Source organism: Providencia sp. wls1914 (genome assembly GCF_009706645.1).
In the GTDB taxonomy this organism is placed as follows: domain Bacteria; phylum Pseudomonadota; class Gammaproteobacteria; order Enterobacterales; family Enterobacteriaceae; genus Providencia; species Providencia zhijiangensis.
Genome location: NZ_WLUN01000002.1, coordinates 147,222 through 172,428 on the forward strand (window position 1 = coordinate 147,222; position 25,207 = coordinate 172,428).

Sequence of the window (25,207 nt, forward strand, 5' to 3'; positions counted from 1 at the left end):
ACATGACACCTAAGATTGGCGTATACTAACTGTTGGTTAATTATAGACGTGGATATTTCAAGTATGGCTAAAAAACCCTCCTCAGATTACAAGACAAACCCACCGCGCGATCAGCAAATGGAAGGCTTAAAACTTCCGCCGCACTCTATCGAAGCGGAACAGTCTGTATTGGGGGGACTGATGTTAGACAACGAACGCTGGGACACGGTCTCCGAGCGTGTCACATCAGCGGATTTTTTTAGTCGTCCTCACCGCACTATCTTTGCACAAATGCAAATCCTGCTTGAGCAGGGCAAGCCTATTGACTTGATCACCTTGTCAGAATCCCTTGAACAGCAAGGTGAATTGGACAGTGTTGGGGGCTTTGCTTACTTAGCTGAATTATCGAAAAACACCCCAAGTGCGGCGAACATCAATGCTTATGCGGATATCGTCCGTGAACGTGCCATTGTGCGAGATATGATTTCCGTCGCCAATGATATTGCTGATGCTGGGTATGACCCACAAGGCCGCAGCAGTGAAGATCTCCTCGATTTCGCGGAAACCAAAGTTTTCCAAATTGCAGAATCGCGCGCAAATAAAGATGAAGGTCCGAAAGGGATCGAAGCGATTTTGTCGGAAACCGTTGAAAAAATTGAACAGCTTTATCAGCAGCCTCATGATGGTGTCACCGGGGTTTCCACGGGCTATCAAGATTTAGATAAGAAAACCGCAGGGTTACAAGGCTCAGATTTAATTATTGTTGCCGCGCGTCCATCCATGGGTAAAACCACCTTTGCGATGAACTTGTGTGAAAATGCGGCAATGACCGAAGAAAAACCAGTCCTTATCTTCAGTTTGGAGATGCCCGGCAACCAGATCATGATGCGTATGCTTGCATCACTGTCTCGCGTTGACCAAACCCGTATCCGTACGGGGCAGCTTGATGATGAGGATTGGGCACGAATTTCGAGCACCATGGGCATATTGATGGAAAAACGCAATATGTACATCGATGACTCATCGGGGTTAACGCCAACAGAAGTCCGTTCTCGTGCTCGCCGAATTTATCGCGAACACGGCGGGTTAAGCCTGATTATGATCGACTACCTTCAGTTAATGCGCGTGCCTGCGTTGTCCGATAACCGTACATTGGAAATCGCTGAAATTTCTCGTTCTCTTAAAGCGTTAGCGAAAGAATTAAACGTGCCAGTGGTGGCGCTTTCCCAGTTAAACCGTAGCTTGGAGCAACGTGCAGACAAACGTCCAGTCAACTCCGACTTACGTGAATCAGGCTCCATCGAGCAAGACGCCGATTTAATTATGTTTATCTATCGTGACGAGGTTTATCACGATAACAGCGACCTCAAAGGGGTCGCAGAAATTATTTTAGGTAAACAGCGTAACGGCCCGATAGGGACGGTGAGGCTGACGTTTAATGGGCAGTGGTCGAGGTTTGATAATTATGCGGGGCCAGCTTACGACGACGAATAATCTCGTCATACTTCACACTGTGGCGTTGTTGGCTGCGTTCGCTAACCTGAGTCACATACTTATGTATGCTCCCCAGGCTTAGCTTCTCTTGCCGCCTAGCCCCAGTGCGAATTATTTAGAGGCTGGTAAGGCTCGTCATATTTTGAGCTGTAGCTGTGTTGGTTGCTCTCAACCACCCTAGTCACATACTTGTGTATGCTCCTAGGGATGGCTTCGTTTACCGCCTTGCTACAGTTCAAACTATTTAGAGATTGGTAAGCCTCGTCATACTTCACAGTGCGAATTATTTAGAGATTGGTAAGCTCGTCATATTTTGAGCTTATAGAAAATTGAAGATTGAAGACTAAATAAATTAAATTTTAAAATGAATAATTAAGAGGAAGAAATGAAAGCGGCAACCGCATTAATAAACCGCCGCGCTCTGCGACACAACCTGCAACGCGTGAGAGAATTGGCGCCAAATAGCCGTCTGATTGCAGTTGTTAAAGCAAACGCTTATGGTCATGGATTAATTGGAGTTGGCACCGAAATTCAAGGAATTGTCGACGGTTTTGGGGTGGCGCGTTTAAATGAAGCCCTACTGCTTCGACATCAAGGCGTGACAAAACCGATTGTTTTATTAGAAGGTTTCTTCGAAAAATCCGATTTGCAGTTGATGGTGGAATACAACATCGATACGGTGATCCACTGTATTGAACAACTGGAAATGCTGGAAAATGTCCAACTCGCCAAAAAAATCAAAGTATGGATGAAACTCGATACTGGCATGCATCGCCTTGGCGTACTTCCTCAGCATGCGGAAAGTTTTTACCAACGCCTTAAAAGCTGTAGCAACGTTGATTTACCTATCAATATTGTTAGCCACTTCTGTCAGGCCGATGCGCCTGAACTCCCAACCACCAAAAAACAAATCGAATGTTTCCAACAGTTTGTGTCTGACAAACCAGGTGAAAAATCCATCGCAGCATCCGCGGGGATCCTCTTATGGCCAGAAGCTCATTATGACTGGGTTCGCCCCGGTATTATGATGTATGGCGCCTCACCACAGGAAGGCAAAAGCGCTGCAAGCTTCGGTTTATTACCCGTCATGACCTTAAAATCCAGCCTGATTGCGGTGAGAGAACATTCAGCAGGGCAGTGTGTTGGCTACGGCGAAACATGGTGCAGTGAACGTAATACCCGCCTTGGGGTGGTAGCGATTGGTTATGGCGATGGTTATCCGCGTAACGTACCATCAGGAACGCCAGTTCTAGTAAATGGACGAAAAGTGCCGATTATTGGACGAATTTCCATGGATATGACTGTCGTGGATTTAGGGCCAGATGCCACCGATAAAGTGGGGGATGACGTCATTCTGTGGGGAAATGCTCTGCCAGTGGAAGAAATTGCCACACAAACAGGCATCATTAACTATGAGCTTTTGACGAAATTGACCTCACGAGTCGCAATGGAATATGTAGACGAATAGGTTTTAAAGGGTTATTTTCACAAGACAAAAGTAATAAAGAAAACCTACAAGTAGGAGATATCCTGTGTACCAACATGTTGATGCTTATCCGGGCGACCCAATTTTATCGCTGATGGATGAATTTAATAAAGATACTCGTGAAGGCAAAATTAACCTGAGTATTGGTCTTTATTATGATGCAGAGGGGAAAACCCCTGAGCTGGAAACCGTCGGCACAGCGAAAGCTGCACTGAGAAAACTTCCGGCAAGTGCATCGCTTTATCTGCCAATGGAAGGTTTGAAAGATTACCGTACTGAATTACAAAAATTGGTGTTTGGTGAAGATTGCCCGCTAATTGCTCAAGAGCGCATTGCTACCGTACAAACCATCGGTGGTTCTGGCGCACTGAAAATTGGGGCTGATTTTTTACACCACTATTTCCCGAATTCAGAAGTCTGGTGCAGTAACCCAACATGGGAAAACCACGCTTCTATTTTCTCTGGCGCTGGCACAAAAGTGCATTATTACCCTTATTTTGATGAAAAAACCAAAGGGGTTAAATTTGATGAAATGCTAGAAACTTTCAAGAAGTTACCAGAAAATAGCATCATCTTAATGCACCCATGCTGCCATAATCCAACAGGCTCCGATTTAACGCCAGCTCAGTGGGATGAAGTGACGAAAGTGGCACTTGAACACAAATTGATCCCATTCTTAGATATCGCATATCAAGGTTTTGCGGAAGGTATCGATGAAGATGCTTATGCAATTCGCACGATGGTAAAAGCGGGTCTGCCAGTATTCGTCAGCAATTCATTCTCGAAAATCTTTGGTATCTACGGTGAACGTGCGGGTGGTTTATCTGTTATCTGTAAAGATAAAGATGAGCGCGATCGCGTGCTGGGGCAATTGAAAGCGGGCGTTCGCCGTCTGTATTCAAGCCCACCGTCTAACGGCGCAAAAATTGTTGCGGCAGTACTGACTGATAGCCAACAAAAAGCCAAATGGCTAGACGAAGTGGAAGAGATGCGTCTGCGTATTTTAGATATGCGTACTGTTTTGGTGGATGAGCTGAAAAAAGCGCTGCCAAACAAAAACTTCGACCACCTGTTAAAACAGCGCGGTATGTTCAGCTACACCGGATTTTCTCAACAACAAGTTGACCGTTTGAAAGATGAGTTTGCGGTTTATTTAGTTGGAACAGGTCGTGTGTGTATGGCAGGGGTGAACCGCCATAATGTGAAGCGCATTGTGGAAGCATTTGCAGCAGTTAGCCAATAACAAATTGTTATTCAAGCATAAAAAAGGGAAGCTGAGCTTCCCTTTTTTCTTTAACGTCATTTAGTATCCACGCGCTAAGATAGGCTTCAAGAAACGTGCAGTATGGGATTTTTTACATTCAGCCACTTGTTCTGGGGTGCCTGAAATTAAAATTTCACCGCCACCGCTACCGCCTTCAGGGCCTAAGTCGACAATCCAGTCTGCCGTTTTGATAACATCCAAGTTATGCTCGATGACGACGATGGTATTGCCTTGGTCACGTAGCTGATGCAAGACCACAAGCAGTTGCTGGATATCGGCAAAATGCAATCCAGTGGTTGGTTCATCTAAGATATAGATGGTTTGTCCGGTGCCGCGTTTAGACAACTCGCGAGCTAATTTCACGCGCTGAGCTTCACCACCTGACAAGGTTGTTGCAGATTGACCTAAGCGAATATAAGACAGACCCACATCCATCAGCGTTTGCAGCTTACGCGCTAGCGCAGGCACGGCATCAAAGAATTCACGGGATTCTTCGATGGTCATATCCAACACTTCATGGATGCTTTTGCCTTTGTATTTGATCTCTAAGGTTTCGCGGTTATAGCGCTTGCCTTTACATTGGTCACACGGCACATAGACATCGGGTAGGAAGTGCATTTCGACTTTAATCACCCCATCCCCTTGGCAGGCTTCACAACGACCGCCTTTCACGTTAAAACTGAAACGCCCTGGGTTATAGCCACGAGTCCGTGACTCGGGTACACCTGCGAACAGCTCACGAATTGGTGTAAAGATACCCGTGTAAGTGGCTGGGTTCGAACGTGGAGTACGTCCAATAGGGCTTTGGTCGATATCGATCACTTTATCGAAATGCTCTAAACCTTCGACATTGGTATACGGCGCAGGGTTAATCACTGTAGCGCCATTTAATTGACGCTGAGCGATTGGGAATAACGTATCGTTGATAAGCGTCGATTTACCGGAACCAGAAACCCCGGTAATACACGTAAATAAACCAACCGGAATATTCAGGGTAACATTCTTCAGGTTGTTGCCTGTTGCGCCAGAGACAGTCAGTACTTTGTCTTTATTAAACGGAACACGAGTTTGTGGAATATCAATCTTGCGCTCGCCACTTAAGAACTTACCGGTTAACGATTCAGGGTTAGCAACAATATCTTCCAATGTGCCTTGCGCTACAATTTGCCCACCGTGAACACCGGCTCCTGGGCCAATATCAATCACATGGTCGGCTGCGCGGATCGCATCTTCATCATGCTCAACTACAATGACGGTGTTCCCCAAATTACGTAAGTGAATCAAGGTTTCCAGTAATCGGTCATTATCGCGCTGATGGAGCCCTATAGACGGTTCATCCAACACATACATTACCCCAACCAGACCCGCTCCAATTTGGCTTGCTAGGCGGATACGCTGCGCCTCACCACCGGATAAGGTTTCTGCGGAGCGTGAAAGACTTAGGTAATTCAGCCCCACATTCACTAAAAATTTCAGGCGGTCGCTGATCTCTTTCAGGATTTTTTCGGCAATCTTGGCTCGTTGTCCGCTGAGTTTTAAGTTTTGGAAAAATTCCATCGCATGACCGATGCTATAATCTGCAATTTCAGGCAGCGTGGTATTTTCCACAAATACAAAACGGGCTTCTTTACGCAGACGGGTTCCTGCGCAAGTCACGCAAGGGCGGTTGCTAATGTATTTTGCTAACTCTTCGCGCACCGCGGTGGATTCCGTTTCTTTATAACGGCGTTCCATATTGTTAAGCACACCTTCGAACGGATGGTGGCGTACGGTAATATCTCCGCGATCATTACGGTATTTGAATTCAATAGTTTCTTTGCCAGAACCATACAAAATGACTTTTTGAATGGCAGGGCTGAGTGAGTCATAAGGGGCTTCAACATCAAACTTATAGTGTTCGCCCAATGACATTAACATCTGAAAATAATAGAAATTACGACGATCCCAGCCGCGGATAGCTCCGCCTGCAAGGGAAATTTCGGGATTTTGAATCACGCGCTCAGGGTCAAAAAATTGCTGAACCCCTAAGCCGTCGCAGCTTGGGCAGGCCCCTGCTGGGTTGTTGAATGAGAACAGGCGAGGCTCTAATTCCATCATGCTATAGCCACAAACGGGGCATGCAAAGTTAGCGGAGAACACTAATTCTTCAGCTTTCGGATCATCCATATCTGCGACAACAGCGGTGCCGCCAGACAGTTCCAGTGCAGTTTCAAAGGATTCAGCAAGACGCTGGGCGATATCGTCGCGTACTTTGAAGCGGTCAACCACCACCTCAATGGTATGTTTTTTCTGTAATTCGAGTTTTGGTGGGTCGGATAAATCACAAACTTCACCATCAATACGGGCGCGAATATACCCTTGGCTCGCTAAGTTATCGAGTAACTTAACGTGCTCACCTTTACGCTCTTTCACGACTGGTGCCAGCAGCATCATACGGCGATCGGTCGGCTGTGCGAGGACGTTATCCACCATCTGGCTAACGGTTTGTGCCGCAAGCGGAATATCATGATCAGGGCAGCGAGGCTCACCCACACGGGCAAACAATAGGCGCAGGTAATCATGGATTTCGGTAATGGTCCCGACCGTTGAACGCGGGTTATGGGAAGTGGATTTCTGTTCAATGGAAATAGCAGGCGACAGCCCTTCGATATGGTCAACATCCGGTTTTTCCATTAAAGACAGGAATTGACGAGCATACGCGGATAGTGATTCAACATAACGACGCTGACCTTCAGCATAGAGGGTATCAAAGGCGAGGGAGGATTTCCCTGAACCAGATAGCCCTGTAATAACTATCAGCTTGTCTCGGGGGATGATGAGATTGATATTTTTTAGGTTATGCGTGCGTGCGCCGCGGACTTCGATATTCTCCATTTACCACTTCCCGAATGAATTGATAGTGAACAAAAATGAACTTGGTCGTCTTAATTAATGAGCCAGTACTAATAAACGATTTAGTATTGCACAAAATTTGCTGAATGGATATACAGTATATGTGCTCTTTCTATATCATTTCATAGGGGGCTGATGGCAACTTATCTGTGACGCCAATAATTAGCGTCTATACTAAAAATCAGTAATGCAGATTTCACTTAAATTTGGAAAGCGCTTCGCAACTTCTCATCAGCAATCTCAATTTATGGTGCAATACAGATAGGTCGTGGTAAACTTCACGGTCAGTCCAGAGATTAAAAATTCAATGCATCAGGAGTAATAAATGGCCACCAGAGGCGTAAATAAAGTAATTCTTATCGGTAACTTAGGACAAGATCCAGAAATCCGTTATATGCCTAACGGCGGAGCTGTCGCTAACCTGACTCTGGCAACTTCTGAAAGTTGGCGTGACAAGCAAACCGGTGAAATGCGTGAAAAAACCGAATGGCACCGTGTTGTGATTTTCGGCAAATTAGCCGAAGTTGCTGGTGAATATCTGAAAAAAGGTTCACAAGTTTATATCGAAGGTTCACTGCAAACCCGTAAATGGCAAGACCAAAGCGGTCAAGATCGCTACACCACCGAAGTTGTGGTAAATATCGGCGGTTCAATGCAGATGCTTGGTGGTCGCGGCGGTGATGCACCATCACAAGGTCAAAGCGGTGGGCAAGGCGGTTGGGGTCAACCACAACAGCCACAAGCAGCACAACAATTCAGTGGCGGCGGCGCAGCACCAGCGCGTTCACCAGCTCCACAAACCAATGAACCACCAATGGATTTTGATGACGATATCCCATTCTAATTTCTACATTAGAAAATCAAAATCATCGATTAAAGCCCTTAATTTTAAGGGCTTTAATTTTTTGGAGATTAGTTAGCCATAAAATTATTATGAAATTAATTTTATGTGCATGTAACAATTTGATTATATAAAAATAAAATGCAATTTGAGCTTATTATCTAACATTTGACATTTACGAAATTTTTCGTAAATTAAGGGTGTTCTATGGGATTTAAGCAAGTCAAAAAGGATATTTTAACAGCGCTAGTCCATGGTTGTTATCAACACGAAGTACGTAATAATTATATTGATAAAAATAAGCTGCAAACGGGTGAAATTGACGTAGAGACGGTTATAGAGATCATTCATCGTAGTACAGGAAATGATTATTCAAAAAGTTCACATCACCAAGCTAATGAAATAGATGTACATATAATAAAAAGAGAAGGCTGGTATATTAAATATTATTTAATTGATGATGGTGAAATGGGGATATTTATTAGCGTCCATCAGTAAATGATAAGGGAAAATATGAAACTGTATATTCAAGGCGATAAAAGCAAGGCGATTTGTCAGGATTGTGGCTTAGTGACGACAACATTCGATTATAGAAATCTTGAAATTAAAGAAACCAGTAAAATTGTTAAAAATATCCTTGTTGGGGTTTGTGACTGCTGTGGAAGAACGGTTAGTACACCAGCACAATCAACGCTGGAGATAAAAAGAGAAAGAGAAAAGGACGTTATATCTATTGAAGCCATACTACCGTCTATTTATATCGAAATACTTAATTTAGCTTGTTTGAAAATAGATTCGAGTAGCAGTCAAGATATGAATAAGCGACTATTATTTTTGTATGTTCAAAATAATAAAAATGATGAATCAATAAAGACTTACATTGATAATTATGAAGCATTATTAAAGGTAATTCCAATAATGCCATCAATGCCGAGAAAAAGATTATCAATGAAAGTTTCATCAAATTTTGCAAATGAACTTAATGATTTAACGCAATCTCTAGATAGAAATAGAACGGAAACAATTAAAATCATTATCGCTTCAATAAAAAAAGATCTTATTGATAATGAAAATTCTTTTATGATTGATGAGCTCAGAAAAATCCATTCTCTGTGCGTGTGCTGATTAGAATGGAATTATCACGCCTCAACAACATTCTGTGATATGCCTCTCATTTGAAATCCACAACTAAGAAAAACGAAAAAAAGGGTTGTGAAGGTTAGGATTTTATGGTTTCTTAAATGCAGCAAACACAAAAATGAAAAATCAGACAGACTTTAGCTAAACAGGAAATTCATTAATTATGGATTTTTGCTAAATCAGACAGAATTAAATGACAGGAAACTCTCGTGAAAATGACCGCTAACCGTTCAAACCTACTACTTACCGCGCCACTAGCCGCGGTAGTCGTGCGTGTGGTGGTGGTCGTGGGCTTAGCGCCGTAACGGGAACAAATCACGCGATTTAGAAACCCCGCCGGCGCAAACCGAGCGGGGTTTTTTTATGACCTAAAACTCGGATCCGCAGGCTAGTGAAGGAATAAAAAATTATGAGCGAGTCGGGCACAACATCACCACAAAAAAACTGTTTTACAGGTGCAGAATTAATCGTCCATTTATTGGAAAAACATGGTATTACCATCGTTTCTGGTATCCCGGGCGGGGCAGCATTGCCATTCTATGATGCACTGGGACAGAGCAAAAAAATTCGCCACATACTGGCGCGTCACGAGCAAGGTGCGGGTTTTATTGCACAGGGAATTGCGCGTAGCACAGGCAAAGCGGCGGTATGTATTTCCTCGAGCGGTCCCGGTGCCACTAACTTAGTGACAGCCATTGCGGATGCTAAGTTGGATTCAATTCCACTGGTATGCATCACTGCGCAAGTGCCATCTTCGATGATTGGTACCGATGCATTTCAGGAAGTTGATACTTACGGTATTTCAATTCCAATTACGAAACACAACTATTTGGTACGCAGCATTGAAGACCTGCCTCGCGTTATCTGCGAAGCATTCCGTATCGCTGAATCTGGACGTCCGGGGCCTGTTTGGATTGATATTCCAAAAGATGTTCAGACTGCAACCATTGAATTAGATGCGCTGCCAGAGGTTTTACCGAAAGATAAAGCCCCAAGTTTCGATATGGAAAAAGTGATCCAAGCGGCGGAAATGATCAACCGCGCGAAGCGTCCAGTACTTTATTTCGGGGGCGGGGTGATTAGCTCAGATTCAACCGCGACGGCTATCGCTTTTGCCGAAAAAGCCTCTTTACCAACGACAATGACCTTGATGGCATTGGGTACCATTCCGATGCGTCATCCGCTGTATTTGGGCATGTTGGGTATGCATGCGGCACGTAGCACGAACATGATCATGGAAGAGTCTGATTTGCTGATTGTTATTGGTGCTCGCTTTGATGACCGCGCCATTGGTAAAGCGGAAAAATTCTGCCCGAATGCCAAAATCATTCACGTTGATATTGATAAAGCAGAAATCAGTAAAATCAAACGTCCAGACATTGCTATCCATGCGGATGCAGGGCAAATCTTAGAATTACTGTTACCGTTAGTTGAGCGCAATGATCGTCAAGAGTGGGTTCAGCAAGTTAATGATCTGAAAAATAATTACCCGCTGAACTTAGCGAATGCGGATGATCCATTAGATCACTACGGTTTGGTATTAGCCACCGCACGTGCTGCAGGGGAAGAGGCGATTGTTACAACGGACGTTGGACAACATCAAATGTGGGCGGCGCAAGCTTATCCATTGTCACGTCCTCGCCAGTGGTTAACATCCGGTGGTTTGGGCACCATGGGCTTTGGTTTACCGGCAGCGATTGGCGCTGCATTGGCTCACCCCGATAAAACCATCGTTTGTTTTTCAGGTGATGGCAGCTTAATGATGAATATTCAGGAACTGGCAACAGCGGCGGAGCATCAATTAAACATTAAAATCATTTTAATGAACAACCAAGCGCTGGGCATGGTGCATCAGCAGCAAGATTTATTTTTTGAGAATCGTATCTTTGCTGCGGCTTATCCTTATCAGACCGACTTTATTAAAATTGCCTCTGGGTTTGGTTTCCAAACGTGTGATTTAAATAATGAAGCTGACCCTGAAATGGCGCTGGAAGCGATTATGAATACTAAAGGACCTTGCTTAATTCATGCCTTGATTGATGTAAATCAGAAGGTATATCCAATGGTTCCTCCTGGTGCCGCTAATATTGATATGATCGGAGCGTAATTATGGTATTTGAACATCACCCAATCGCCTTAGAATTAATTGTTCGCAACCATCCGGGCGTCATGTCACATATTTGCGGGCTGTTTGCGCGTCGAGCATTTAACGTGGACGGCATCCTATGTATGCCAATTAAAGATAGGGACGAAAGCCGCATTTGGTTATTAGTTCAGAAAGATGAGCGTTTATCGCAGATGGTTAACCAAGTTGAAAAACTAGAAGACGTCCGTGAAGTTCGCTTTAGCGATGACCTGCGCGTGTTTGAAACCATGCAGGATTATTTGCAGTAATTCTGAATAAATAAGGTCGGCTTACAAGGAGCGTAGGCTGACGAATTACACGCCATCACTTAAGTGTGAATAGGTCATCACGACGGTGGCATGCACATCCCCCTCAATGCATAAGTAAGCATGAGGAAAGTCTCCGCTGAACGCGTAAAAATCCCCAGCCTCAAGAACGACATTTTGTTCATTTTCTAAGCGTAGCATTAGGGAGCCCGCGTGTACCATAATGTGTTCATGGGTACCGACCATATGCGCGGGGCTATTAATAATGGCGCCTCTTTTCATACTAAGTTGCCAAATTTCAGAGACGTTACCCATACTGATGCGGAATTTAAATTGCTCTAAATAATCGCCTTCGAGTGGCGTGGCCTTCACCAAATAGGGATAAGATTCATTTTGACGTGTAAATAAATCGCTGAGCGGAAAACGCAGAGCTGCCGCAATGGACTCCAAAGTATCGATGCGCGGATTTGAATCCCCTGATTCCAACTTAGAGAGGGCGGCTTTAGAGATCCCTGATAAATGAGAAAGCTCACTCAGAGAAAGGTTTCTCGCCTGACGTAGCAGACGCACTTTCTGGCCAATTTTTATATTTATTTTATTTTCCACGACACTGTCTTCCACAATATTATTTTTATAAATTCTCATTTCTGCTGCCAATTCTAACATCTTAAATATGAAATGTCAGAAACCCGATATTATGAAAATAATATTTTGCCGAATGAGAATAAATGGAAAAATAATCTAAAAAATTATTTTTTAAATACACAGTTATAAAAATAAGATTTATTGTTCTTTCAGTGTGTTATTTTGTTGAATAAATTCATGATATAATTTAATTTGTATTATTCTAATGACTGAATATGTTACAGCGTTTTATTTCAAATAAATAATATCTTTTCGGAGTTTATATCTGACAATTAATCCTAATTGAGCAGATTAATACAAAAATGAGCCCTGCTAATTCGAGTTTTCAACATTTTCGACGTTCTGCTTCTTTTGCTATTTTTACGATTACAACCAGCATCGCCGTTATCGGCATTGTGATTGGTCTCAGCATCCCTATGGTGGCGCTGCGACTGAATAATTTTGGTGTGGGTGAGCTGTACATTGGCATTATCTCTGCGGCTCCAGCCTTGGGGATGTTTTTGATTGCCCCAGTGGTACAGCGCATTGTGAAGTGGTGTGGAAAGCGCAAAGCGATGTTAATCGCGACGGTGATCTCCGCTATTAGCTTACTGCCACTATTAAGTTCCCTACCTTTATGGCTGCTTTTCCCTTTGCGGTTGATTACGGGACTCGCGAGCGGGGTGATGATTTGTTTGGGGGAAACATGGATCAACGAATTATCCCCTGAAAACAAGCGAGGGCGTATATTGGCGATTTACACGACGGTATTTACCGTTAGCCAATTATTAGGTCCGTCATTTATTGCCTATTATGGTGTGGAAGATAAATCGCCGCTGTTTATTTGTACCTTGATTCACTTAATTTCTGTGGCTTTATTCCTACTTATGGATCAAAAAGTGGGAGATAGGCTCGCAGAAACGGCGTCAGAATCTAACTTTTCAATTGTGCAGTTCGTGAAAGTTGCTCCTGGAATTTGTGCCGGAATTCTATTTTTTGCTTTTTTCGATGGCACTATCTTGTCAATGTTCCCAATTTACGGGATGGGCATGGGGCATACCGAGGCGGTTGCGGCGATGATGATCAGCGCAATTTTGGCGGGAGATGCGATTATGCAAATGCCATTTGGTTGGTTAGCTGACCATATGAATCGCGAAAAACTGTACCGAATTTGCGGCGTGGTGACGTTAGGGGCAAGTATGTTGCTACCGTTCTTAATTACGCACACTTACTTTATTTGGGTTTTACTGTTTGTGTTGGGGGCGACGGCCGGGGCCATTTACACTATTGCTTTAGTACAGATTGGCCAATACTTCAGAGGGAATGAGCTGATTATAGCCAACGCCGCAGCGGCAATGTTATGGGGAATTGGTAACCTTTCTGGTCCATTGTTGGCTGGCGCTGCAACGGCGATTTCGCCATCAGGTCTGCCGATATTATTGATTGGAATAGCGGGACTATTTTTATGGTTTACCCGTGAAAAATATGGCGCTCAAGCCATTGAGCAACAAGCTCAGTAACATTTTTTATCCTCAATATATAAAAAAATCCCCGAGTTCAGTTCTGGCTCGGGGATTTTTATTCGCTATCAACTATTCTGTCACTCGATAAACCACTAAATTCTCGCGGAATTCATCAGGACGATGATTTGACCAAAACAATTTCATGCCTTCAGGCGCAGGTTGAATTTCTTTGGATAACACAATCAGCCAGCGGCACTGTTGCGGCTTCTCAAATTCCAGCTGCCTTTGATGCAAAATACCCGTGTAGTAGTAGAGCATCGGCGCTTCGGATTCCCCAAGGTTTTCGGAAGCCATACAGTCATTCTGGGTAAATTGCCCTTCTAAATGATGACGAAGGTCTACAAAAACGCCTTCGTAGCCTTTTGAATAATCAATCCAACCAACAAACAATGTGAGAATAATGCTCCACACGCTCACCATCCCCAGAGACCAGTTTCTTATCGCTTGGAAAGCGCTGTCTGAAGAGGAAATAAGACGATTGCGGAAGAACCAAAAACAGGTAATAAAAATGCCCGCTATCAACGCAAACACAGAAAAATGCATTTGGTAATCAAGCGGTAACCAACGACCAAAAACAGGTAACCATTGGGCATGATGACCCGTTAATACGATAACGTAGCAAGCCCACAGAAAGAGAATTAACCCAGACCAGAAAAAAGCAGCGAAGCGTGCAAATGCGTTCAAGGTTTTCTCTGAAAACCAGCCAAGAGCCTGCACGCCGAGGATCGCCATCGGAGCAATAAAGGGCAGCAAATAGAGCGCTCGCCCACTGGCAGACATTTGCAAGAATGCGACGCCAAGGACAGGAAATATGGCAATCAAATATTCATTATGATCGCGCAGGCGTTTGAGTGGATGACGTAAAAAATAGGTTGTCGCTAGTAGCCCTGCAGGAAGGGCAAAGAATGCAATAGCGGAAGGAATTCGCGTGAAATTGGCTTTAGCTCCTAACTTTTCAACGGAAAATCCAAGGAAACGGCCAATATTATTTTCCCAAAACCAAGTCACGAACAGCTCGGGATGCTGCACATACAGCATAATTGGCCAAGGCAGGATAGCGATGAGAGAGACTAAGCCTGCGAATAGCGCGGGTAGCCAAAACTGTTTAGAGCGGCATTGAACAAGAAATACAGGCGCCAAAAATAGGCTGATCCACAGAACGCCAGGAATAAATACGCCTTTAGATAAGGTGGTGATAATGGTTCCAAGGCAGAGCCAGAAGGCGGACGTAGCAATTTTCTGTTGCTGAATTAACCCTAATAAGCCATATAAGCCGATGGTAGCCCCTGTAATTAACGAAACATCCGTGAACATTTCATGGGTGTGTCGCAATATTCCCGGCGCACAAACGTACAGTGCAAAGGCTGTCCAAATACGGGCATCAGAAAAACTGTCAGATTTAAAAAAGCGGCGAGCTAATAAAACAAAAAAATAAAAATTAATAATAGAGAAAAATAAACTGGCGCTGCGTGCGGCATCGTATAGCGGCATCACTCCCGATAATAAATGAGAGAAAATCGTCGCCGTCCAATAATAGAATGGCGGTTTTTCCATAAAAGGCTCGCCCGCATTGGTCGGTACCAGCCAATTTCCAGTTTCATACATGGTTTGAATAATACCGAAACTGTAGTTTTCATCTTGCTTCCATGGGCTATGCCCATAAATCCCGGGAAGGAGATAAATCAGTAAAAATACAGCAAAAAGTATTAAGGCACTTTTTGGCATTGTTTTAATTGAGGCTGTAATGGTTGACATAATATTTATAGCGAGTGTTAAGTATTATTAAAAAATATATTTATAAAAATAATCACCAGAGAAATGAGTTATTTAATTAGTATTAGAGAATAAATACTTTCATAAACAGATTATTTATTAAAAACTCAATATTAGTGGGGATTTTAGCAACACTCTTCCGCATGTATTTAAACAAAGGGTATATAGAACGAAATATGACTGACTTTTATGGAGGATTGTAAAAATACGGCGTAGTTTTTATGGTTTTTTGGCTAAAAAGCCGCCAATCATAAAACACTTGATCAATTCCCCCCTTTCGAACGATAATTACGCTCTTCACAATTCGCCTCACTTTGTTCTGAAAGCCAAACGTTTGCGCACTGTCCCTAGAGAGTCATTCTGTTTACCAGTTATCTCGGTTCAGTAAACATTTTTTCAAAAAGGTAATCGTTTACGTGAGTTTCAGTTTGAGGCGATATTCGCTAAGTCACCAAGCAAAAAATGAATAAATGCTTATGAAAAGCTTAGCAAAAATAGTGACATAGAATTTTCTAAAATTAATAGCAGAGGTATACCATGGCAGGCCAACAGGCTTCATCCAATTGCAAATTGGATTCATATTTTAAGATCACAGCGCGTGGCTCATCAGTGCGTCGCGAAATCATTGCGGGATTAACGATATTCTTAGCGATGGTTTATTCTGTCATCGTGGTGCCGGGTATGTTAGGACAAGCAGGCTTCCCCCCTACTGCAGTATTTATCGCAACCTGTTTAGTCGCGGGTTTCGGTTCTTTATTAATGGGGTTATGGGCGAATCTGCCAATGGCAATTGGCTGTGCAATCTCATTAACGGCGTTTACCGCCTTTAGTTTGGTGTTAGGGCAACACATTAGTATTCCAGTTGCGCTGGGTGCCGTGTTCTTAATGGGGTGTTTATTCACCATTATCTCTGTAACAGGTATTCGTAGTTGGATTTTACGTAACATGCCAATGGGCGTGGCTCACGGTACGGGTATTGGTATCGGCCTGTTTTTACTCTTGATTGCAGCAACGGGCGTTGGCTTAGTGGTTAAAAATCCAAATGCAGGCTTACCCGTTGCGCTGGGTGAATTTACTTCATTCCCTGTTTTAATGTCTCTGATTGGTTTAGCTGTAATTTTCGGTTTAGAAAAACGCCGTGTACCGGGCGGAGTGTTATTAGTCATTATCGCGATTTCGATTATTGGTTTGATTTTCGACCCTGCCGTTAAATACCAAGGTTTCTTTAAACTGCCTTCATTCGGTGAAGATGGTTTAGCGCTGATGTTCAGCATGGATATCATGGGCGCCCTTCAAGCAGCGGTTCTGCCAAGTGTTCTGGCATTAGTGATGACGGCAGTTTTTGATGCAACGGGGACTATCCGCGCTGTTGCGGGTCAAGCGAACTTGCTGGATAAAGACGGTCAGATTATCGATGGTGGAAAAGCGTTAACCGCTGACTCTGTCAGCAGCATTTTTGCTGGGGCGATCGGCGCATCACCAGCCGCGGTATATATCGAATCTGCAGCAGGAACCGCAGCAGGCGGTCGTACAGGTTTAACCGCTGTAGTTGTTGGTGTTTTATTCTTATTTATCTTGTTCTTATCGCCATTGTCTTATCTGGTACCTGCCTATGCAACGGCGCCAGCACTGATGTATGTGGGTCTGTTGATGTTGAGCAATGTCTCGAAATTAGATTTCGATGATTTTGTGGATTCGATGTCAGGTTTACTGTGCGCGGTATTCATCGTATTAACCTGTAATATCGTCACCGGTATCATGCTAGGTTTCGCTTCACTGGTTATCGGGCGTATCTGTGCGGGTGAATGGCGTAAACTGAATATTGGTAGCGTGGTTATCGCGGTTCTATTGGTAGCGTTTTATGCTGCCGACCTCGCTATCTAAAGGTAATTCTAATGATAGGGCGGCACCTGTTGTCGCCCTTTAACGGATTGTTGCGATTCGTTCTAAACTCCAAATTATTTTCCCGTCAGATAGCCTGTTAAGGATAGAATAGTGCTAAGGCGGTAAATGAAGTGAAAATGCCTATTTTCAACCACTGGCTGCCTTGACTGAAAATCTCATGGTCTGGACGGTGCTATCTCTTACTATGCGGCGGCAGGCAAATTTTGGGTTCTCCCGTTATACTTTAAGCTGCGATATTTAGGGTATGCATTAGTTAATAAGTAAGGGCAACATGGAAATTTTCTTTACTATTCTGATTTTGATCTTGGCTGTCTCTGTTTCTGGTGTGGTGACGAAAGTCATTCCCATCCGTATTCCCCTTCCTCTTATTCAAATTGCTATCGGTGCATTATTAGCGTGGCCTCAATTTGGGTTGCATGTCTCTTTTGACCCCGAACTCTTTATGGTTCTTTTGATTCCACCGCTGTTATTCGTCGATGGTTGGAAAACCCCTACCCGTGAATTTTTCCAGAATGGACGAGAAATTTTCATTCTGGTATTAGTGCTAGTGTTAGTAACCGTTATCGGGATTGGTTATCTGATTTACTGGTTGATGCCTGGTATTCCACTTATTGCCGCCTTTGCGCTGGCTGCGGTACTTTCCCCAACAGATGCGGTGGCATTGTCCTCTATCGTCGGGAAAGGGCGAATTCCCAAGCGCATGATGAGCGTACTCGAAGGGGAAGCGTTGATGAACGATGCTTCCGGTCTGGTGGCGTTGAAGTTCGCCGTGGCGATTGCCATGGGAACGATGGTCTTCAGCGTATCGGGCGTTACAATCGAATTCTTTAAAGTCGCAGTCGGTGGCCTGTTGGCAGGTGTTGCTGTGACGTGGTTATACAGTAAGTCTCTGCGCTTAATGAGCCGCTGGAGTGGGGATGATCCCGCAACACAAATCGTCTTCATGCTGTTGTTACCATTCGCTTCCTACATGATTGCGGAACATATCGGTTTCTCAGGGATTCTGGCGGCGGTTGCTGCGGGTATGACTATCACCAAATCCGGTGTTATCCGTAATGCGCCTTTGGCGATGCGTTTACGTGCTGATAGCGTCTGGTCGATGTTAGAGTTTGTCTTTAACGGCTTAGTGTTCATTATGCTCGGTTTGCAATTACCGGGGATTTGGGAAACGTCAGTTATTCAAGCAGAACTCGACCCAAGCGTTGAAACTTGGATGTTGTTTACCGCCGTCGTTATTATCTATTTTGCCTTACTGATTTTGCGTTTCTGCTGGCTATGGTTGATGAAGAGATTCAGCCGCCTGTTCCTGAAAAAACGCCCATTACAGTTCGCGAGTTATACCGTCCGTGAATTGTGGTTAGCGTCGTTTGCCGGGGTTCGTGGGGCAATTACCTTAGCCGGTGTGCTCTCGGTGCCACTGTTTCTCACCGATGGTTCTCCGTTCCCTGCAAGGTACCAGCTAGTGTTTATCGCCGCAGGGGTCATTTTATTCTCCATTTTTGCGGGCGTTGTGGCGTTACCGCTTCTGCTGCGCAATTTTAAAGTGGGGGATAAAGAGGCGGATATCAACGAGATCCGTATGGCGAAAGCCGCAATGGCCGAAGTGGCGATTGTCAGCTTGAACAAGATGCAAGAGCGTTTATCGGCGGATGTGGAAGAGCAATTAGACTCGGAAGACATCAACGAAGTCGCGACAAGGGTGATTGGTCATTTACGTCGTCGAACTGCCGACCAAGACGAGATGGAACACAACTTGCAGATTGAAGACCTTGAACGGCGTTTTCGCTTAACGGCGCTACGTGCAGAACGCGGTGAGCTCTATCACTTACGCGCAACACGAAAAATTAGCAATGAAACCTTGCAAAGTTTGCTGGTGGACCTGGATTTATTAGAAGCCGTACTGATCGAAAAAGAGCATTAAAACGAAAAAACGAGTATTCTACGGGCATCTTGTTTGTTAAATCATTGTGCTTGAGAGTGAACAACAATGTGGTTACTCGTTTTCACGACGCTGCTCTGGGCAGCGTCTTTTAGTTTAATGGGGGAATACCTCGCAGGGCAGGTGGATAGCTGGCTATCTGTGCTTATCCGTGTGAGTTTAGCCTCTTTGGTATTCCTACCTTTCCTGCGTTGGCGCAACTTCAGTGCCAAAGTGATCTCACTGTATATGCTAGTGGGCGCTTGCCAGCTGGGGATCATGTATTACTTTGTTTTCCAAGCCTATAAATACCTGAGCGTGGCAGAATTTTTGCTATTTACGGTATTAACTCCGCTATATGTCACGTTGATTTACGATCTTTTAGAGCGCCAGCGACTACGTAAAGGCTACCTGTTTAGCTCGATATTAGCCGTGATTGGTGCTGCCATTATTCGTTATGATCACCTTAGCGAATCATTCTGGATTGGATTGATGTTTGTGCAGCTTGCCAACATCTTCTTTGCACTTGGACAAGTGGGCTATAAGCGCTTAATGGAAGTGCATCCGATCCCCCAGCATCAAGCCTTTTCATGGTTCTACCTCGGTGCGACGTTGATTGCCTTGGTGGGATGGCTACTGTTTGGAAATAAGGCGATGGTGCCGACAAGCCAAGCTCAATGGATAGTTTTACTCTGGTTGGGCGTGGTTGCGTCGGGGATTGGTTATTTTCTGTGGAATTATGGCGCCACAAAAGTGGATGCCGGAACCCTCGCGATAATGAATAACATGATGGTTCCAGCAGGTTTATTAGTGAATTTTGCCATTTGGCAGCAACATCCTAATTGGCTCAGTTTTACCATTGGGTCGAGCCTGATAATTGCGTCTCTGTGGGTGCATAAGCGCTGGATCCTCGCACCGGCTTCACGTAAGACAAATTCTCCACCGCGTGATCAGTAGCGGTATTGGTAAATGTTTCAATGGCTGGCTGGCGCTGTTCCCCTTCACGACATGCAGCGTACAGTCGGCTCCATAACCCACTTCCTAAAGTTTTCGTTGTAATCAAACCTTGCTTTTCAAAGGAATCTACCGCCCAGTGTGGCAGTGCCGCAATCCCCATTTTAGCTGCCACCATCTGAATTAAAATCAGCGTATTGTCGACGGTTTTGATATTGGGTGAAATACCGGCTGGCTGTAAAAAATGACGCCAGATATCAAAACGTTGACGCTGAACTGGATAAATCAGCAATGTCTCTTTGGCAAGATCATGAGGCTCAATTAACGGTTTTTTAGCTAAAGGGTGGTCATTCGCTACCACCAGTTTCACTTCATAATCAAACATCGGCGTGTAGTGCAAATCTTGATCCGCCAGAATATCAGAGGTCATCACGATATCTAATTCCCGCGAAAGTAATTCAGGCTGCGGGTCAAAGGTCACGCCAGATTTAAAATCAACGGTCACTTGTGGCCATGCTTGCCTAAACTGTTGCAATGCAGGGGTTAGCCACTGAATACAGCTGTGGCATTCAATCGCGATACGTAGAGTACTGACCGTCGGTTCATTGCAGACACGAATGGCATCTTTCACCATTGGCAAAATACGTTGCGCTAGTTGCAGCAGAACTTCCCCTTGCGGCGTGAAATGGACGGGCTGAGTTTTACGAACAAACAGTTTGTAGCCTAAGCGATGCTCTAAATCACTAAATTGGTGAGATAGCGCAGACTGAGTCTGGTGCAGGTGCGTCGCAGTGGCAGCTAATGATCCGTATTGGCTGAGCGCCTGCAACGTTTTTAAATGTTTTAATTCGATCATGAGAAACCTTCAAGTAGACGATGAATAATTTGCGCTTGTGCTTTATACAGTACCTGTTGATTATAGATGTGTAAACATCTAGACGGCTAAATATTTTAAGGGGTCAATATGTCTGTTATAAATCATACACTTGGTTTTCCACGTGTCGGTCTGAAAAGAGAACTCAAACGTGCACAAGAAGATTATTGGGCAGGCAAAATTGACCAATCTGCACTTCTTGAAACAGGTTACCAATTACGTGTTCGTCACTGGGAACAACAAAAAAATGCAGGTGTAGACCTGCTACCCGTCGGTGACTTTGCGTGGTATGACCAAGTGTTAACCACTAGTTTATTACTAGGAAACGTTCCGCCGCGTCATCAAAATGAAGATGGCTCTGTTGATTTAGATACCTTATTCCGTGTAGCTCGGGGTCGTGCGCCAACAGGCAAGCCAGCGGCAGCGGGAGAAATGACGAAATGGTTTAATACTAACTATCACTATATCGTGCCGGAATTTCAGCAAGGACAACAATTTAAACTGTCGTGGAATCAACTGTTTGACGAAGTCGACGAAGCGTTAAAACTCGGTCATAACGTTAAGCCTGTCGTCATTGGCCCGATTACCTATTTGTGGTTAGGAAAAGTGAAGGGACCTGCCTTCGATCGCCTATCGTTACTGAAAGATTTACTGCCTGTTTACCAAGAAATTCTAACTAGACTGGCTGAAAAAGGCGTGGAGTGGTTGCAAATTGACGAGCCCGCATTGGTACTCGATTTACCTCTCGAATGGCAGAACGCGTATCAACAAGCGTATCAATCCTTAGCAGGTAAAACTAACTTATTGTTAACCACCTATTTTGACGGTATTAGCCATCACTTGGATGTGATTAAACAACTGCCAGTGCAAGGACTGCATGTGGATGTGGTTGCGGGCAAGGATGATATTGCGGCACTACATCAAGCGCTTCCTAAGGACTGGGTGCTTTCGCTAGGGTTAATTAACGGCCGCAACGTATGGAAAGGGGATTTAGGCGAGAAATTCCAACGGGTGAAACCGCTGCTAGGGGAGCGTACTCTGTGGGTCGGTTCATCTTGCTCGTTACTGCATAGCCCAATTGATTTAAATGATGAAACGCGTCTGGATGCCGAAGTGAAAAGCTGGTTTGCATTTGCGCTGCAAAAATGTGAAGAACTGGCGCTATTGACGAAAACACTCAATCAACCAACGGCAGAAAACATCGCAGCGCTAGAAACCTATAGAGCGCCAATTCGTGCTCGCCGCACCTCTTCTCGAGTCAATAATACGCAGGTCGCTCAGCGCTTGGCGGCAATTAACGCGAAAGATACCGAGCGTACTCGCCCTTATGTAGAGCGTGCTGAACTTCAGCGCCAACGATTTAATCTGCCATTGTGGCCAACCACGACGATTGGCTCTTTCCCGCAAACCAGTGAAATTCGTTCTTTGCGTCTTGATTTCAAAAAAGGCAATGTGGATCAACTGAATTACCGTACCAGTATCAGTGAGCACATCAAACAAGCTATCAAGGAGCAGGAGTTACTGGATATTGACGTCCTCGTACATGGTGAAGCTGAGCGAAATGACATGGTGGAATATTTCGGTGAACACTTTGATGGCTATGTCTTTACGCAAAATGGTTGGGTACAGAGTTACGGTTCTCGCTGCGTGAAGCCACCAGTGATTATCGGTGATATTAGCCGCCCAGAAGCCATTACAGTGGAGTGGGCCAAGTATGCGCAGTCGTTGACGGATAAACCGGTGAAAGGAATGCTGACAGGCCCGGTAACAATCCTGTGCTGGTCATTCCCTCGGGAAGATGTCAGTCGTGAAACAATAGCCAAGCAAATTGCGCTGGCATTGCGTGACGAAGTGGATGATTTACAAAAAGCGGGTATTGGCATCATTCAGATTGATGAGCCTGCATTACGTGAAGGGCTGCCGCTGCGTCGCGATGAATGGAATGACTATCTGACTTGGGCGGTAGATGCCTTTAAATTAAGTGCCGCTATCGCCGATGATGAGACACAGATTCACACCCATATGTGTTATTGCGAGTTCAATGACATCATGGATTCGATTGCTGCGCTGGATGCTGATGTTATCACCATTGAAACCTCGCGCTCGGATATGGATTTATTAGATGCATTCGAAGATTTTGATTACCCAAATGAAATTGGTCCGGGGGTTTATGATATTCACTCGCCTAACGTCCCAAATGTAGAGTGGATTGTGGCGCTATTACGTAAGGCTGCACAGCGCGTGCCGGTGGAGCGTTTATGGGTGAATCCAGACTGCGGTTTAAAAACCCGCGGATGGACCGAGACTCGCCAAGCACTGGCTAACATGGTGGAAGCGGCGAAAAAACTGCGAAATGAGTATCAAAGCTAGTAACAAGTTAGTTTAGTAAAAAGCCCACTTTAAAGTGGGCTTTTATTTGTGCCAAAGACTGGACTTAACCGAACAGTTTTTGTTTCAGTAAGTTCATGCCAATTGACGCTAAATCGATATTTTCTGGCAGCACACCATTCGGGCTCGCGCTATCCACGATAGTCGGTAAATATTTCGCGACCATATCTGTTGCTTGTTGTGGATCTAAACCAACGCGTTGAGCGAGTTCTTGGATCCCTGAATCACCGAAAACTTGCATTAGCTGGCTAGCATTAACTGGCAAATTTTCACCTTCAGCAATCCATGATGAAACGATCCCGCCTAAGCCTTCAGTGTTAAATTTATCGACGACACCGGAGAGCCCGCCTTGCTTTTCAACCCAATCAATAACAGATTGAAACTGTTGCATTTTATCACCTGCAACCATGCTTAACACTTGATCAAACAGACCCATTTTGACTCCTCGATAACGTAATTGATGCGTTCAATACCAAGTATGGAACATTTTACAAAAAATAATAGGCGGCTATTTTGGGGAATTTACTCAACAGGTCAATGAAAATCAGAGACAAAGAGGGAATTTAATCGGTATAAAAACCAATGGATTAAAAAACAACCAAATTACTCACAGTTTTTATCACACTTTCTTGTGAAGGGTAGTATCAGATTGTCAAATATAAAAACACTTAAATATCAATAAAATAATCAATAATTGTTTAAAATTTATATTATCTTTAGTGTGATGATAGTCATGTGTTTGTGAATTTGGTTATGTGAAAATTCACAACATTCACCAGAATTCACAGTATTTACCAAAACTAACCGTATTAACCAGAATTTATCATTTGTTGGAACTGACAACATCAGGGGGCTAGATGAAAAATACCGTTAACCATGTTGGCGTTATTGGTCTGGGTTCGATGGGGATGGGGATCGCGCAATCACTAATAAGAAATAAGATCCCAACCTATGGGTTTGATTTAAATCCACAAGCGTGTGAGACGCTACTCGAATATGGGGCACAAGCCACAGGGCAAGATGCCGCGCAGTATGCGCAACAGCTAGATGCGCTACTTATGGTCGTCGTCAATGGCCAGCAGGTTGAGGCGATTTTGTTTGGTGGTGAGAAACCACTGGTAGAGCAGCTTCGTCCAAATACGATTATTGTATTGCACAGCACACTGGCGGCGGAGCAGACAAAACAGATAGCTCAGCGCCTTGCCGAATACCAGCTTCTATTAGTCGATGCGCCGATATCTGGCGGCGCGATTAAAGCGGCAGAAGGCAAACTGACCGTCATGGCATCGGGTTCCCCCGAGCTATTCACTCAGCTTGCGACGGTATTTGAAGCAATTTCAGAGCGCCTTTATCGTGTGGGGGATGAAATCGGCCTTGGCTCAACCGTGAAAACTATCCACCAGCTACTGGCGGGGGTGCATATTGCGGTTGCTGCGGAAAGTATGGCGCTGGCGGCAAAAGCGGGCATCGATTTAGATGTGATGTATGACATCGTCACCCATGCGGCTGGTAACTCATGGATGTTTGAGAACCGCATGCAGCATGTACTTGACGGAGACTATACCCCTAAATCGTCAGTCGATATTTTTGTGAAAGATCTCGGTTTGGTGATGCAAACCGGAAAAGCGCTGAATTTCCCGCTACCTCTGGCGGCAACAGCGCATCAAATGTTTATCTCAGCCAGTAATGAAGGTTTTGGCTTACAGGATGATAGTGCCGTTATCAAAACCTTTAAGGGAATTACTTTACCGGAGAAAAAGG

At 44.4% G+C, this 25,207-nt stretch carries 19 protein-coding genes and 1 pseudogene; 15 read left to right on the forward strand and 5 right to left on the reverse strand.

Going from position 1 to position 25,207, the window contains the following annotated elements; genetic code table 11:
- Positions 1-63: 63 nt before the first annotated feature.
- From dnaB to GKR74_RS00615, 3 genes are all read left to right on the forward strand, one after another.
- Positions 64-1,473 (forward strand): replicative DNA helicase, encoded by a 1,410-nt coding sequence (gene dnaB / locus GKR74_RS00605; RefSeq protein WP_036955040.1) that lies wholly within the window; start codon positions 64-66, stop codon positions 1,471-1,473.
- A gap of 385 nt (positions 1,474-1,858) precedes the next feature.
- Positions 1,859-2,941 carry an alanine racemase gene (gene alr, locus GKR74_RS00610; protein WP_154602085.1) on the forward strand — a complete coding sequence of 361 codons (1,083 nt, stop codon included), beginning with the start codon at positions 1,859-1,861 and terminating at the stop codon, positions 2,939-2,941.
- A gap of 64 nt (positions 2,942-3,005) precedes the next feature.
- Positions 3,006-4,202 carry an amino acid aminotransferase gene (locus tag GKR74_RS00615; RefSeq protein WP_036955033.1) on the forward strand — a complete coding sequence of 399 codons (1,197 nt, stop codon included), beginning with the start codon at positions 3,006-3,008 and terminating at the stop codon, positions 4,200-4,202.
- 60 nt (positions 4,203-4,262) lie between these two features.
- Here the strand turns inward: GKR74_RS00615 and uvrA are convergent, their stop codons facing one another.
- Entirely contained in the window at positions 4,263-7,097 is a 2,835-nt protein-coding gene (gene uvrA / locus GKR74_RS00620) for an excinuclease ABC subunit UvrA (protein WP_154602086.1), read from the reverse strand.
- 343 nt (positions 7,098-7,440) lie between these two features.
- Here uvrA and GKR74_RS00625 point away from each other — a divergent pair, with 343 nt between their 5' ends.
- The 6 genes from GKR74_RS00625 to ilvN all read left to right on the forward strand — a co-directional run bounded on the left by GKR74_RS00625 (position 7,441) and on the right by ilvN (position 11,490).
- On the forward strand, positions 7,441-7,959 hold the full coding sequence (locus GKR74_RS00625) for a single-stranded DNA-binding protein (protein WP_036955024.1): 519 nt from the start codon (positions 7,441-7,443) through the stop codon (positions 7,957-7,959).
- A 204-nt stretch (positions 7,960-8,163) separates the two neighbouring features.
- Positions 8,164-8,454, forward strand: coding sequence for a hypothetical protein (locus tag GKR74_RS00630; protein ID WP_154602087.1), 291 nt, complete (start codon positions 8,164-8,166; stop codon positions 8,452-8,454).
- A 15-nt stretch (positions 8,455-8,469) separates the two neighbouring features.
- Positions 8,470-9,081, forward strand: a complete 612-nt coding sequence (locus GKR74_RS00635) for a hypothetical protein (protein WP_154602088.1) — start codon at positions 8,470-8,472, stop codon at positions 9,079-9,081.
- A gap of 230 nt (positions 9,082-9,311) precedes the next feature.
- Positions 9,312-9,401, forward strand: a complete 90-nt coding sequence (gene ivbL / locus GKR74_RS00640; RefSeq protein WP_108479355.1) for an ilvB operon leader peptide IvbL — start codon at positions 9,312-9,314, stop codon at positions 9,399-9,401.
- A 104-nt stretch (positions 9,402-9,505) separates the two neighbouring features.
- Positions 9,506-11,203 (forward strand): acetolactate synthase large subunit, encoded by a 1,698-nt coding sequence (gene ilvB, locus GKR74_RS00645; protein ID WP_154602089.1) that lies wholly within the window; start codon positions 9,506-9,508, stop codon positions 11,201-11,203.
- 2 nt (positions 11,204-11,205) lie between these two features.
- Entirely contained in the window at positions 11,206-11,490 is a 285-nt protein-coding gene (gene ilvN / locus GKR74_RS00650) for an acetolactate synthase small subunit (RefSeq protein WP_132497153.1), read from the forward strand.
- Between the two features lie 45 nt (positions 11,491-11,535).
- On the opposite strand, the gene GKR74_RS00655 is transcribed toward ilvN, so the two are convergent.
- A complete protein-coding gene (locus tag GKR74_RS00655; RefSeq protein WP_272522383.1) occupies positions 11,536-12,093 on the reverse strand; it encodes a helix-turn-helix domain-containing protein in 558 nt (185 codons plus the stop codon).
- 341 nt (positions 12,094-12,434) lie between these two features.
- On the opposite strand from GKR74_RS00655, the gene GKR74_RS00660 reads away from it, so the two are divergent.
- A complete protein-coding gene (locus tag GKR74_RS00660) occupies positions 12,435-13,631 on the forward strand; it encodes an MFS transporter (RefSeq protein WP_154602091.1) in 1,197 nt (398 codons plus the stop codon).
- 72 nt (positions 13,632-13,703) lie between these two features.
- Here GKR74_RS00660 and GKR74_RS00665 read toward each other — a convergent pair whose 3' ends face one another.
- Positions 13,704-15,389 (reverse strand): ArnT family glycosyltransferase, encoded by a 1,686-nt coding sequence (locus GKR74_RS00665; protein ID WP_154602092.1) that lies wholly within the window; start codon positions 15,387-15,389, stop codon positions 13,704-13,706.
- A gap of 555 nt (positions 15,390-15,944) precedes the next feature.
- On the opposite strand from GKR74_RS00665, the gene GKR74_RS00670 reads away from it, so the two are divergent.
- From GKR74_RS00670 to GKR74_RS00680, 3 genes are all read left to right on the forward strand, one after another.
- Positions 15,945-17,291, forward strand: coding sequence for an NCS2 family permease (locus GKR74_RS00670; protein WP_154602093.1), 1,347 nt, complete (start codon positions 15,945-15,947; stop codon positions 17,289-17,291).
- Positions 17,292-17,583: 292 nt separating this feature from the next.
- Complete coding sequence (locus GKR74_RS00675; RefSeq protein ID WP_036955001.1) at positions 17,584-19,233, forward strand: Na+/H+ antiporter; 1,650 nt, start codon at positions 17,584-17,586, stop codon at positions 19,231-19,233.
- Between the two features lie 66 nt (positions 19,234-19,299).
- Positions 19,300-20,187 carry a carboxylate/amino acid/amine transporter gene (locus tag GKR74_RS00680; RefSeq protein ID WP_154602094.1) on the forward strand — a complete coding sequence of 296 codons (888 nt, stop codon included), beginning with the start codon at positions 19,300-19,302 and terminating at the stop codon, positions 20,185-20,187.
- On the opposite strand, the gene metR is transcribed toward GKR74_RS00680, so the two are convergent.
- The gene (gene metR, locus GKR74_RS00685) at positions 20,084-21,040 is read right to left on the reverse strand and encodes an HTH-type transcriptional regulator MetR (RefSeq protein WP_154602095.1); all 957 of its coding nucleotides are present in this window, start codon (positions 21,038-21,040) and stop codon (positions 20,084-20,086) included. The genes GKR74_RS00680 and metR overlap by 104 nt on opposite strands.
- Positions 21,041-21,148: 108 nt before the next feature.
- Here metR and metE point away from each other — a divergent pair, with 108 nt between their 5' ends.
- The gene (gene metE / locus GKR74_RS00690) at positions 21,149-23,428 is read left to right on the forward strand and encodes a 5-methyltetrahydropteroyltriglutamate--homocysteine S-methyltransferase (protein ID WP_154602096.1); all 2,280 of its coding nucleotides are present in this window, start codon (positions 21,149-21,151) and stop codon (positions 23,426-23,428) included.
- 64 nt (positions 23,429-23,492) lie between these two features.
- On the opposite strand, the gene GKR74_RS00695 is transcribed toward metE, so the two are convergent.
- Positions 23,493-23,882, reverse strand: coding sequence for a YidB family protein (locus GKR74_RS00695; protein ID WP_154602097.1), 390 nt, complete (start codon positions 23,880-23,882; stop codon positions 23,493-23,495).
- A 421-nt stretch (positions 23,883-24,303) separates the two neighbouring features.
- Here GKR74_RS00695 and ltnD point away from each other — a divergent pair.
- Positions 24,304-25,206 (forward strand): annotated as a pseudogene (gene ltnD / locus GKR74_RS00700) (L-threonate dehydrogenase); the annotation flags it as partial.
- Between the last annotated feature and the right edge of the window lies 1 nt (position 25,207).

What these genes read in the sequence shown, in the direction of transcription:
- uvrA (WP_154602086.1), bottom strand. Translation starts at nt 7,097, where the DNA reads ATGGAGAATATCGAAGTCCGCGGCGCACGCACGCATAACCTAAAAAAT.
- alr (WP_154602085.1), top strand. Translation starts at nt 1,859, where the DNA reads ATGAAAGCGGCAACCGCATTAATAAACCGCCGCGCTCTGCGACACAAC.
- ivbL (WP_108479355.1), top strand. Translation starts at nt 9,312, where the DNA reads ATGACCGCTAACCGTTCAAACCTACTACTTACCGCGCCACTAGCCGCG.
- GKR74_RS00660 (WP_154602091.1), top strand. Translation starts at nt 12,435, where the DNA reads ATGAGCCCTGCTAATTCGAGTTTTCAACATTTTCGACGTTCTGCTTCT.
- GKR74_RS00675 (WP_036955001.1), top strand. Translation starts at nt 17,584, where the DNA reads ATGGAAATTTTCTTTACTATTCTGATTTTGATCTTGGCTGTCTCTGTT.
- GKR74_RS00680 (WP_154602094.1), top strand. Translation starts at nt 19,300, where the DNA reads ATGTGGTTACTCGTTTTCACGACGCTGCTCTGGGCAGCGTCTTTTAGT.
- GKR74_RS00625 (WP_036955024.1), top strand. Translation starts at nt 7,441, where the DNA reads ATGGCCACCAGAGGCGTAAATAAAGTAATTCTTATCGGTAACTTAGGA.
- GKR74_RS00630 (WP_154602087.1), top strand. Translation starts at nt 8,164, where the DNA reads ATGGGATTTAAGCAAGTCAAAAAGGATATTTTAACAGCGCTAGTCCAT.
- GKR74_RS00670 (WP_154602093.1), top strand. Translation starts at nt 15,945, where the DNA reads ATGGCAGGCCAACAGGCTTCATCCAATTGCAAATTGGATTCATATTTT.
- dnaB (WP_036955040.1), top strand. Translation starts at nt 64, where the DNA reads ATGGCTAAAAAACCCTCCTCAGATTACAAGACAAACCCACCGCGCGAT.
- ilvB (WP_154602089.1), top strand. Translation starts at nt 9,506, where the DNA reads ATGAGCGAGTCGGGCACAACATCACCACAAAAAAACTGTTTTACAGGT.
- metR (WP_154602095.1), bottom strand. Translation starts at nt 21,040, where the DNA reads ATGATCGAATTAAAACATTTAAAAACGTTGCAGGCGCTCAGCCAATAC.
- GKR74_RS00665 (WP_154602092.1), bottom strand. Translation starts at nt 15,389, where the DNA reads ATGTCAACCATTACAGCCTCAATTAAAACAATGCCAAAAAGTGCCTTA.
- GKR74_RS00635 (WP_154602088.1), top strand. Translation starts at nt 8,470, where the DNA reads ATGAAACTGTATATTCAAGGCGATAAAAGCAAGGCGATTTGTCAGGAT.
- metE (WP_154602096.1), top strand. Translation starts at nt 21,149, where the DNA reads ATGTCTGTTATAAATCATACACTTGGTTTTCCACGTGTCGGTCTGAAA.
- ilvN (WP_132497153.1), top strand. Translation starts at nt 11,206, where the DNA reads ATGGTATTTGAACATCACCCAATCGCCTTAGAATTAATTGTTCGCAAC.
- GKR74_RS00695 (WP_154602097.1), bottom strand. Translation starts at nt 23,882, where the DNA reads ATGGGTCTGTTTGATCAAGTGTTAAGCATGGTTGCAGGTGATAAAATG.